At 62.7% G+C, this 9,166-nt stretch carries 13 protein-coding genes and 1 other RNA gene; 9 read left to right on the top strand and 5 right to left on the bottom strand.

What is annotated here, in order from left to right; genetic code table 11:
* Nucleotides 1–94: 94 nt before the first annotated feature.
* The 7 genes from gatC (at nucleotide 95) to HCZ87_RS21235 (ending at nucleotide 4,593) form a co-directional block, all read left to right on the top strand.
* Nucleotides 95–382, top strand: a complete 288-nt coding sequence (gene gatC / locus HCZ87_RS18085; protein ID WP_167646056.1) for an Asp-tRNA(Asn)/Glu-tRNA(Gln) amidotransferase subunit GatC — start codon at nucleotides 95–97, stop codon at nucleotides 380–382.
* 3 nt (nucleotides 383–385) lie between these two features.
* On the top strand, nucleotides 386–1,873 hold the full coding sequence (gatA, locus tag HCZ87_RS18080) for an Asp-tRNA(Asn)/Glu-tRNA(Gln) amidotransferase subunit GatA (protein ID WP_167646054.1): 1,488 nt from the start codon (nucleotides 386–388) through the stop codon (nucleotides 1,871–1,873).
* A gap of 40 nt (nucleotides 1,874–1,913) precedes the next feature.
* Nucleotides 1,914–2,672, top strand: coding sequence for a hypothetical protein (locus tag HCZ87_RS18075; protein ID WP_167646052.1), 759 nt, complete (start codon nucleotides 1,914–1,916; stop codon nucleotides 2,670–2,672).
* Between the two features lie 9 nt (nucleotides 2,673–2,681).
* Nucleotides 2,682–3,341, top strand: a complete 660-nt coding sequence (locus HCZ87_RS18070; protein ID WP_167646050.1) for an N-acetylmuramoyl-L-alanine amidase — start codon at nucleotides 2,682–2,684, stop codon at nucleotides 3,339–3,341.
* A gap of 127 nt (nucleotides 3,342–3,468) precedes the next feature.
* Nucleotides 3,469–3,873: RNase P RNA component class A (gene rnpB / locus HCZ87_RS18065), an RNA gene on the top strand.
* Nucleotides 3,874–4,028: 155 nt separating this feature from the next.
* Nucleotides 4,029–4,196, top strand: coding sequence for a 50S ribosomal protein L33 (gene rpmG / locus HCZ87_RS18060; RefSeq protein ID WP_007799108.1), 168 nt, complete (start codon nucleotides 4,029–4,031; stop codon nucleotides 4,194–4,196).
* 271 nt (nucleotides 4,197–4,467) lie between these two features.
* Nucleotides 4,468–4,593: a hypothetical protein gene (locus tag HCZ87_RS21235; protein WP_303048860.1), complete on the top strand. Its 126-nt coding sequence runs from the start codon at nucleotides 4,468–4,470 to the stop codon at nucleotides 4,591–4,593.
* 84 nt (nucleotides 4,594–4,677) lie between these two features.
* Here HCZ87_RS21235 and HCZ87_RS18055 read toward each other — a convergent pair whose 3' ends face one another.
* Complete coding sequence (locus HCZ87_RS18055) at nucleotides 4,678–5,289, bottom strand: N-acetyltransferase (RefSeq protein ID WP_167646048.1); 612 nt, start codon at nucleotides 5,287–5,289, stop codon at nucleotides 4,678–4,680.
* Nucleotides 5,290–5,342: 53 nt separating this feature from the next.
* Here HCZ87_RS18055 and HCZ87_RS18050 point away from each other — a divergent pair, with 53 nt between their 5' ends.
* Entirely contained in the window at nucleotides 5,343–6,350 is a 1,008-nt protein-coding gene (locus HCZ87_RS18050; protein ID WP_175582315.1) for a S9 family peptidase, read from the top strand.
* Between the two features lie 49 nt (nucleotides 6,351–6,399).
* Here the strand turns inward: HCZ87_RS18050 and HCZ87_RS18045 are convergent, their stop codons facing one another.
* From HCZ87_RS18045 to HCZ87_RS18030, 4 genes are all read right to left on the bottom strand, one after another.
* Nucleotides 6,400–6,891 (bottom strand): GNAT family N-acetyltransferase, encoded by a 492-nt coding sequence (locus HCZ87_RS18045; RefSeq protein WP_167646046.1) that lies wholly within the window; start codon nucleotides 6,889–6,891, stop codon nucleotides 6,400–6,402.
* A gap of 144 nt (nucleotides 6,892–7,035) precedes the next feature.
* Entirely contained in the window at nucleotides 7,036–7,836 is an 801-nt protein-coding gene (locus HCZ87_RS18040; RefSeq protein WP_167646044.1) for a Bax inhibitor-1/YccA family protein, read from the bottom strand.
* Nucleotides 7,823–8,020, bottom strand: coding sequence for a hypothetical protein (locus tag HCZ87_RS18035; RefSeq protein ID WP_167646042.1), 198 nt, complete (start codon nucleotides 8,018–8,020; stop codon nucleotides 7,823–7,825). The genes HCZ87_RS18040 and HCZ87_RS18035 overlap by 14 nt, the downstream gene beginning before the upstream one ends.
* Before the next feature lie 25 nt (nucleotides 8,021–8,045).
* A complete protein-coding gene (locus HCZ87_RS18030; RefSeq protein WP_167646040.1) occupies nucleotides 8,046–8,258 on the bottom strand; it encodes a DUF1127 domain-containing protein in 213 nt (70 codons plus the stop codon).
* A 132-nt stretch (nucleotides 8,259–8,390) separates the two neighbouring features.
* Between HCZ87_RS18030 and HCZ87_RS18025 the strand changes: the two genes are divergently transcribed.
* Nucleotides 8,391–9,166: LysR family transcriptional regulator (locus HCZ87_RS18025; RefSeq protein WP_167646038.1), on the top strand; the 776-nt coding region annotated here is incomplete at its 3' end.

The following is a 9,166-nucleotide window of genomic DNA, read 5'->3' as shown; positions in this document are numbered from 1 at the left end:
CAAATCGTCAAGAAGCGGGCAGAATTCCCAAGGCAGGCTTGCGGCGGGCAGGCGCGGGCGGTAAATGCGAGGACAAGACGAGATGAGGATTTCCATGTCGATTGACCAAAGCACTGCCGCGAAAGTGGCCAAACTGGCCCGGATCAAGGTCGAAGAGGACGCTCTGCCCGCGCTGGCAGAGGAGTTCAACACGATCCTCGGGTTCATCGAGCAACTCAATGAGGTCGATGTCGATGGCGTCGAGCCGATGACCTCCGTCACCCCGCAGCGTCTGAAACGCCGCGTCGACGAGGTCACCGACGGCAACCAGCAGGAAAAGGTCCTGGCCAATGCCCCCGACGCCCGCGAGGGTTTTTTCGCCGTGCCCAAGGTTGTGGAGTAAATCATGTCCGATCTGAACAAACTCGGCCTTGCTGAGGCCCGCGATCTGCTGCGCAAGGGCGAGACCACCTCGGTCGAGCTCACCCAAAGCTGCCTCACGGCCATCGAGGGCGCCGGTGCGCTCAACGCTTTTGTGCATAAAACACCCGAGATCGCGCTGGAGCGCGCCAAGGCAGCCGATGCCCGCCTTGCGGAGGGCGACGCGCCCGCCATGTGCGGCTTGCCGATCGGCATCAAGGATCTCTTTTGCACCAAGGGCGTCGACAGCCAGGCGGCTTCGAACATCCTCAAGGGCTTCAAGCCGGAATATGAAAGCACCGTATCGCAGAAATTGCAGGACGCGGGCGCGGTCATGCTTGGCAAGCTGAACATGGATGAATTCGCCATGGGCTCCTCGAACGAGACCTCGGCTTATGGCGCAGCGATCAGCCCCTGGCGGCGCGGCAATGATGAGACGGCGCTGACACCCGGTGGCTCCTCCGGTGGTTCGGCTGCGGCGGTTGCGGCAGATCTCTGCCTGGCCGCGACCGGCACCGACACAGGTGGCTCGATCCGCCAGCCTGCGGCCTTTACCGGCACCGTCGGCATCAAGCCCACCTATGGGCGCTGCTCGCGCTGGGGCATCGTGGCCTTTGCCTCCTCGCTGGATCAGGCCGGACCGATGACCAAATCGGTGCGCGATGCGGCGATCATGCTGGAAGCCATGTGCGGTTATGACGCCAAGGATTCGACCTCTGCCGACCTCGCGGTGCCGAATTTCGAGGCGATGCTGACCGGCGACATCAAGGGCAAGAAGATCGGCATCCCGCGCGAATACCGCATGGAGGGCATGCCCGCCGAGATCGCCAAGCTCTGGGATGAGGGCAGTGAGATGCTCAAATCCGCAGGCGCCGAAATTGTCGATATCTCGCTGCCGCATACAAAATACGCGCTGCCTGCCTATTACGTGATTGCCCCGGCCGAGGCCTCTTCGAACCTCGCGCGCTATGATGGCGTGCGCTACGGCCACCGCGCCAGCATCGAGGCGGGCGACGGCATCACCGAGATGTACGAAAAGACCCGCGCCGAAGGCTTTGGCCACGAGGTGCAGCGCCGGGTGATGGTTGGCACCTATGTGCTCTCGGCAGGGTTCTATGACGCCTATTACAACCGCGCCCGCAAGGTGCGCACCCTGATCAAGAAGGATTTCGAGGATGTCTTTGCCGCCGGTGTGGATGCGATCCTGACCCCGGCGACCCCCTCCGCCGCCTTTGGCCTGGGCGAGATGACCGACGCGGATCCGGTCAAGATGTACCTCAATGACGTCTTCACCGTCACTGTGAACCTCGCCGGTCTGCCGGGGATTTCGGTGCCCACCGGGCTGGATGCGCAGGGGCTGCCGCTCGGCTTGCAACTGATCGGCAAACCCTGGGAAGAGGGCGATTTGCTGAACACCGCCTATGCGCTGGAGCAATCGGCTGGTTTTGTGGCCAAACCGGCGCAGTGGTGGTAAACCCTCCGTCACAGCAAGACGGAGCAGACAGGTGAGACCGATGCGATTTTCGGGAAGTTTGATGGCCTTGAGTGTCCTGGCGCTTGCGGCCTGTGATCCGCAGGTGCCCGACAGCGCAGCGGGCATCGGAGAGGCGACCAGCCCCTTCAATGCCCCGCCCGAGGTCGAGGCGGGACGGACCCTGAATGGCGACCCGCTGGTGCCCGGCGGGCGCTTTGCGGACGAGAGCGGCTCTTCCGCCACAGCGAACTGGCAGGATCCGCTACCCAGCGGCGGCGCCAGCAGCGATGATATCGCCCGCGAGACCGCCGCCGCGCTTGCGGCCACCGGGCAGAATTCTGGTCGTGAACCGCTGCAAGCCAGCCCGAGCAACCCGGCACCGGCGGTGATCGGCAATCCGGGTATCTCGGATGAAAACGACTTTGAGGCTGTGTCGAACCGGCAAACCATCGAAAGCGATGCCGAGCGTTTGCAACGGCAGCGCGCCCAGTACAAGGTGGTCAGCCCCACCGACGTGCCGGATCGCCCGGACGATCTTTCCCCGAATATCGTGCGCTATGCGCTGTCCACATCCAACCCCAAGGGGCAGCGGATCTATAGTCGCGCTGGCATCAACCTACAGGCCCGCTCGCAGCGCCATTGCGCCGAATATGCCTCTGCCGATCTTGCCCAGACCGATTTCCTGGAAATGGGCGGGCCCAAGCGCGACCGCAAATCGCTGGACCCGGATGGCGACGGCTACGCCTGCGGCTGGGATCCGGCCCCCTTCCGCGCCGCCGTGCGTGCGCAGGGCAATTAGGCGCGCCTTATGAGCGCGTCATGCCCAATCTGGCACCCGAGCCCGAACTTCGGGCCGCGCCGGGATGGGCTGCGCCCGCATCTGATCGTGCTGCACTTCACCGCGATGCAGAGCGCCGAGGCGGCGTTGCAGCGGCTCTGTGATTCCGAATTCGAGGTCTCCGCGCATTATCTGATCAGCAACAGCGGCAGCCTCTGGCAGCTGGTCGACGAGGACATGCGCGCCTGGCATGCCGGTGCCGGCGAATGGGGCGGGCAATCCGATATCAATTCCCGCTCGATCGGGATCGAGTTGGACAATCGCGGCGATCATCCGTTCTCAGAGCCACAGATGCGCATGCTGGAGGCGCTTTTGCCGCAGATCATGCAGCGCTGGGATATCCCGCGGGAGGGGGTTATCGGCCACTCCGATATGGCACCGGGGCGCAAGTGGGACCCGGGGCCGCGCTTCGACTGGCGGCGGCTGTCCAGCGCCGGATTGGCGCGGTCTGCCACTGCGCCGTCTGTCGCCCCCGCCGCCACGCCGCAGCGCTTTCGCGAGGCGGCCCGGGCCTGCGGCTTTACCGCCGATGTCGATGATTCCACGCTCCTGGAGGCCGTACGCCTGCGCTACCGCCCCTGGGGGCGGGGACCACTATGTGCGCTGGACCTGACCCCGCTTCTGGCGTGACCTGTTTGCCTTCTTCTAACGAATAATATCCTGGGGTGAATTGGCCGCAGGCCAAGAGGGGCAAAGCCCCCATCGCACGGCAACCTCATCTTGACGCTTCGTCAGCAGCCGCGTAGGGACATCGGGCGCAGAGAGCCGGATGGCCGCGTGGGGGTGCAAGCCCTCGCGAGGAAAGTCCGGACTCCCTGAAACAACGGTGCCGGGTAACGCCCGGGCAGGGCAACCTGACGGAAAGCGCCACAGAAATGAGACCGCCCCGCATGTCGGGGTAAGGATGAAACGGTGGGGTAAGAGCCCACCGCGCCCCTGGCAACAGGGGTGGCACGGCAAGCCCCACCGGGAGCAATGCCAAATAGGGCCTCCGCGCGGGCCGGTCGGGGCAACCCGATACCGCCGCTAGGGTCGTTTCACCCGAGAGAGGCCGGGTTGGCAGCTAGAGGCGTCCGGCAACGGGCGTCCCAGAAGAATGGTCATCGAACCCTGCCCTTCGGGGCAGGGGGAACAAGATCCGGCTTACAGGCTCTCTGCGCAAATACCCGTCGCGCCATCTGGTGCGATTTCAACGGGCGGCGATGATATTCCGGGCGAATCCTATTGACACGCGCCCGGATGAAGGTAAAAGCGCACGCTCATATAGGAATTAGACCCGAGAGGCCCCCTGCCTTTTCGGACGCAGGAGAAGCAGAAATGGCGAAGCCGACGACCATCAAAATCCGCCTGAACTCGACCGCGGGCACGGGCCACTTCTACGTGACCAAAAAGAACGCTCGCACCATGACCGAGAAAATGACCGTACGGAAGTACGACCCGGTTGTGCGCAAGCACGTCGAGTACAAAGAAGGCAAAATCAAGTAAGCCTTTCGGGATCTTTCGCGGATCCGGTGATTTAAAAAAGGGTCGTGCCCGTGGCGCGGCCCTTTTTCGTGGCCTGTGGTATGCGTGGCCTACGGTATGAGTGACCTATGTTCTTCGTGCCCAATGCTGGCCCGAATCTGCCAGTCCGCTCCCCGTTGAATTTGCTTAAAAATCACCGGGAGTTGCGAAGCTGCGCCACGGAGTGCGCATGTTTCCGCCACAATTTGACAGCAGATTTGACCCATGTGTGAGTGTGAGTTATGGGTGCGACATGAAAAGTCTTCTTGGATTGGCAGCTTTGTTGCTGCTGTTGCCGGCAACCGGCGTGGTGAGCAGCAATGCAGATACGGCGGCGGCCTTTGAGGCACCGCCTCAGGTCAGCGTGGGCCTGCTCTGACTGGCGCCATGAGGGGGCCACGCCCCTTCATGGAATTTATACAATTGGTCGCCATCGCATTGGCGCGGCTGGCAAGACATCATCTCAGACGCTGACAGATTTTGTCATTTCGGTTGCGGATGAAAACCCAAATACAATGCTTAGCGGACCAAGCGAGGTGACCGATTTCGCGGTGAAGCCCTCACGTTCATAGAGGGCGCGCGCTCTGGGGTTGGTGTTGATCACATCCAGCCGAATGCGATTGAGGCCCGACTGCACGGCGCGGGCCTCAATGGCCTGCAACAGCGCCTTGCCAACGCCCTGCCCACGGGCCTCGGGTTGCACAAAAATTCCGTCCATGAGCAAGGTCTCCGGCACGCAATCCCGTTCCAACGTGCCGATCAAAAGACCGCGGAACGCCGCGCTGAGCCAGCCATAGACGGCCACAAGGTCTTTGAACTCCCCTCCGACAAAGGCCCCTTTGGGCGACTTATAGCCAGCGATGCCCAGAAAACTCCCATCACTGGACACGGCGCTGATCGCATGGGTGGGGTCCAGAGCCCGTTCAATGAAGGCGATGGCCCTGGTTTCGGGGCCAAGCGGATAGCGCAGCTTGCGCGAAAACGCCTGCCAATAGCCCTGCGCGGCGCGTGTCCTGTGCTCTGGCCGCAGGCCGGGTTCGATCTGAAACGGCAGTGATGATCGGTTTGTATTCATTGTGGCCTCTCCCTATCTCTGACAGGACATGGCGAGGCGGCAAGGTGATTTCAATGAGGGTTTGTATTGGTGCCATTGCTGCCCTGCTGCTGGCGGTGGCTTTTGCGGTCTGGCGACTGTCCGAACACGACCTTGATTGGCGGCGCAGCACGCGCTTTGATTTCGCCTCCGACGGCCATGCCATTGCTGGCACGCTCTGGCTGCCCAACGCCGCGCCGCTGGCGGCGGTGGTGCTGGTTCATGGCGACGGGGCGCAGGATCGCAGCGCCGCCGGGGGCTATGCGCCCCTCATCCACGCCTTTCTGGATCGCGGCATTGCGGTGGCTGCCTGGGACAAACCCGGGGTGGGCGCGTCCGAGGGAAACTGGCTGGATCAATCCATGGCCGACCGCTGCAAGGAGACCCGCGCCGCGCTTCACGCTCTGGACATGCGTTTTGACGGCATCGCCCTGGGCGCGGTTGGGTTCTCTCAGGCCGGATGGGTGCTGCCGGGTCTGACCTCAGCGGATGCGGGTTTCCTCGTGCTTATCGGCCCTGCCGTGTCCTGGCAGGATCAGGGCGACTATTACACGCGTGTCAGGCTGGCCCGCGAGGGTCTGGAGCAAGGCGCGATTGCGCGTGTCCTGGCGGAGCAGCACCAGCGCGACGACCGCGCCTTTGGGCCAGATGCGCAGGCCAGTGACGCCCCCGAGGGTATGTCGCTTGATCGTTGGCAGTTCATCCGGCGCAATCGCAGCGCAGATGCCCGCGAGGCGCTTGCGCAGCTCGACCTGCCGCTGCTCGCCGTTTGGGGGGCGGAGGATCTGAACGTGGATGCCACGGGCGATGCGGCGATCTACGCGGATCTGCTGGCCGCGCAGGATGACCGCACCCGGGCCATGATCTGGCCAGAGGCCACACATGGCCTGCTGAAATCCAAGGCTTACAACTGGCAGTTGGTCGGCGATTGGTCGCAATTTGCAAAGCTGAGGTTCATCCTGGAGGGCCGCCATGCCTATGTGCCCGGAGCGCTGGACATGATCCTGGACTGGATCGAGCACCGGAGCCGAGACGCGTCCTAGCGCTCGCCCGAACTCCAGCCCCCTTTTCTTAAGCTTGCGTGCCGCTCGGTCAGGCGGCGGGCTGCGGCGTTCTGCGCCATTCGGCCATGGTCAGCACCGGCTCCAGCCCATGGCTGCGCATCAACCCGGCAGAGGCGGCGTTGAAGGGCGCATAGGTGGTGGCGATCACGCTCACCCCCTGATCCAGCGCCCGGCGCTTCATCTCCGACATCAGGGCGCGCCCGACACCCATGCGGCGAAAGGGCTCGGCGACGGCGATATGTTGCACGGTGGCGCGCGTCTCGGCCGGGCGGACGGGCAGGGCGCGGCGCTCCTCGATCTCATAGACCAGATAGCCCATAACCACCTCCTGCGGGCTCCGGGCCACCAGCGCGTGGCTCTGCGGCTCTGCGAGCCATGCCTGCATCCACTCTGCCATCGCCTCTGGATCGGGCTCCGCCGGGTAGCGTTCGGGGTGATGTGCCACATGCAGCGCATGCAGGTCCTGAAACAGCGGCAACAGGCAGGCGGCCTCGGCGGGATCAAGGAGGGAAAGTTTCATGTGATGAACCTCGTTACGTTTTTATATCGCCTGCACGGAGGGCAGGCGTGTTTGGGCCCAAATGGCCGGTGACGTCAGTGAACAAAAAAAAAGGGGCGGATCTGAGTGATCCGCCCCGGCTGTCTTTGGTCTGGAACTCTGCGTTTATTCGCGGTTGCCAAGAAGCTGGAGCAAGAACATGAACATGTTGATGAAGTCCAGATAGAGGCTCAGCGCGCCCATGATCGCAGCCTTGCCCAGAAACTCCTGGTCGCCGGAATGCGCCATTTGCAGATAGGTGGTCTTGATCTTCTGGGTGTCATAGGCGGTCAGCCCGGCAAAGATCAGAACGCCCAGCAGGCTGATGCCAAAGCGCATGGCGCTCGGGTCATAGCCTTGGATGAACATCGGCAGCACGAAGTTCAGCAGCGATGCCGCCAACAGGCCCCAGACGCCCATGATCAGGAAGCTGCCCCAGCCGGAGATGTCCTTCTTGGTGGTGTAGCCCCAGAGCGAGAGACCGGCAAAGGCGATCGAGGTCACCAGGAACACCTGCGCGATGCTGGTGTCGGTATAGACCAGGAAGATCGACGAAATCGACAGGCCCATCAGCGTCGCAAAGACGTAGAAGGCCAGCTGCACGCCAGCGGCGGAGAGGCGCTTCATCGCGGCGCCAAAGCCGAAGAAGATGAAGGCCAGCGGTGCGAACATGATCACCCATTTCAGGGGCGAGGCATAGATCGAATAGCCGAACTGGGTCAGGTAGGTGTCATTGCTGATCTGCGCCACGGCGCCGGACGGGTCAGAGGTGACCGCCAGACCGGCAATCGCCCAGGCTGCAACAAAGGTGATCAGCGTGCCTACGGACATGGTGCCGTAGACTTTATTCATATGGGCGCGAAGCCCTGCGTCGATCTCGGCGCTGCGCGCGCCAGCAGCAGATCGGATGGTGTCAAACTGTGCCATATGTCATGGTCTCCGTATTCATCCCAATATTCTCCCCGGGCGGATCTGTCGCCAGATACCACCAGTTGTGTTGAATATCGGTATTTGTAACCATGGGTTCAAGGGCTTCGATCCCGCAAAGCGCGCAAAGATTTGCCTGGGCTGCATGTTTTTTTGTTGGCGTTTTGCCAACCGTTTCGCTCATGGCTGGCGCCGACGGCGCGGCCGCCTCAGCGCCGCCAGCTGCAAGGGGCATCCCAGAGGGGGCGGCGGGCTTCTTCCAGTGCCTTCGTGCGCGAAATCCCGATGTCATTCAGCCGCGTCTCGTCAAGCTGGCGCAGGGCGCGGCGCTGGCGGCGCAGGGCGAGCGCGCTGCGCAGCCGTGAGACAAAGGATGGGCGTGATGTGCGAAGGGGGCTGTTCTGAGAAAGACTATTGGCCATGACCGGGCTCCGTGATTGGATTGTATCAATTTGTGATGGGTGACCTTGAATGCATCACGTAAGTTGATGTACTATCCGGGTATGCATTCTTCAAACGAATGTTTATGAATGAATACATCAAGGATTGTTATGATGCGGAATTTGGATATCACCACGTTGCGATCATTCGTCGCGGTTGCCGACACCGGCGGCGTCACCCGCGCGGCCTCTTTTCTGCATCTCACGCAATCGGCGGTGTCCATGCAGCTCAAGCGGCTGGAAGAGACATTGGGCGTGGCGCTCCTTGACCGCAGCGGGCGCAACATCGGCCTCACGGCCTCGGGCGAGCAGCTCTTGGGGTTTGCGCGCAAGATGCTCAGCCTCAACGACGAGGTGATCACCCGGCTCACCGACCAGGCGTTTGAAGGCGAGGTTCATCTCGGCGTGCCGCATGATGTGGTGCATCCGGTGATCCCGATGGTGTTGCAGCGGTTCAATGTACAGTTTCCGCGGGTCAAGGTGAACCTCACCACCTCCAACACCCGGCACCTCAAGAGCGAATTCGACCAGGGCCAGTATGATCTGATCGTCACCACCGAAGGCGCGGCCGCCACCGACAGCGAGACAATCCACCAGATGCCGCTGCGCTGGATCGGGGCACGCAACGGCCATACCTGGCGGCAACGCCCGTTGCGCATCGGCTTTTGCCGCAACTGTATTTTCCGGGGCGTGGCCATGGCGGCGCTGGATACGGCGGGCATCCCCTGGGAGATGGCCGTAGACAGTGAATCCGACCGCACGGTCGAGGCGACCATCAGCGCCGATCTTGCCGTGGGTGTGCTGCTGGAAGGCACCCAGCCCGGCCATCAGGAGCTGATCGACCATGGTGGCAGCCTGCCGCCGCTGCCGGTGCAGCATATCAACCTCTA

Origin of the sequence: Phaeobacter sp. HF9A (assembly GCF_011806385.1) — a bacterium.
Lineage (GTDB): Bacteria > Pseudomonadota > Alphaproteobacteria > Rhodobacterales > Rhodobacteraceae > Epibacterium.
The sequence above is the reverse complement of the archived record's forward strand: the minus strand, read 5'-3'. Positions and strand labels throughout refer to the sequence as shown.

What these genes read in the sequence shown, in the direction of transcription:
- HCZ87_RS18035 (WP_167646042.1), bottom strand. Translation starts at nt 8,020, where the DNA reads ATGAGCGAAACGGTTGGCAAAACGCCAACAAAAAAACATGCAGCCCAG.
- HCZ87_RS18070 (WP_167646050.1), top strand. Translation starts at nt 2,682, where the DNA reads ATGAGCGCGTCATGCCCAATCTGGCACCCGAGCCCGAACTTCGGGCCG.
- HCZ87_RS18040 (WP_167646044.1), bottom strand. Translation starts at nt 7,836, where the DNA reads ATGGCACAGTTTGACACCATCCGATCTGCTGCTGGCGCGCGCAGCGCC.
- gatC (WP_167646056.1), top strand. Translation starts at nt 95, where the DNA reads ATGTCGATTGACCAAAGCACTGCCGCGAAAGTGGCCAAACTGGCCCGG.
- gatA (WP_167646054.1), top strand. Translation starts at nt 386, where the DNA reads ATGTCCGATCTGAACAAACTCGGCCTTGCTGAGGCCCGCGATCTGCTG.
- HCZ87_RS18030 (WP_167646040.1), bottom strand. Translation starts at nt 8,258, where the DNA reads ATGGCCAATAGTCTTTCTCAGAACAGCCCCCTTCGCACATCACGCCCA.
- rpmG (WP_007799108.1), top strand. Translation starts at nt 4,029, where the DNA reads ATGGCGAAGCCGACGACCATCAAAATCCGCCTGAACTCGACCGCGGGC.
- HCZ87_RS21235 (WP_303048860.1), top strand. Translation starts at nt 4,468, where the DNA reads ATGAAAAGTCTTCTTGGATTGGCAGCTTTGTTGCTGCTGTTGCCGGCA.
- HCZ87_RS18055 (WP_167646048.1), bottom strand. Translation starts at nt 5,289, where the DNA reads ATGAATACAAACCGATCATCACTGCCGTTTCAGATCGAACCCGGCCTG.
- HCZ87_RS18050 (WP_175582315.1), top strand. Translation starts at nt 5,343, where the DNA reads ATGAGGGTTTGTATTGGTGCCATTGCTGCCCTGCTGCTGGCGGTGGCT.
- HCZ87_RS18045 (WP_167646046.1), bottom strand. Translation starts at nt 6,891, where the DNA reads ATGAAACTTTCCCTCCTTGATCCCGCCGAGGCCGCCTGCCTGTTGCCG.
- HCZ87_RS18075 (WP_167646052.1), top strand. Translation starts at nt 1,914, where the DNA reads ATGCGATTTTCGGGAAGTTTGATGGCCTTGAGTGTCCTGGCGCTTGCG.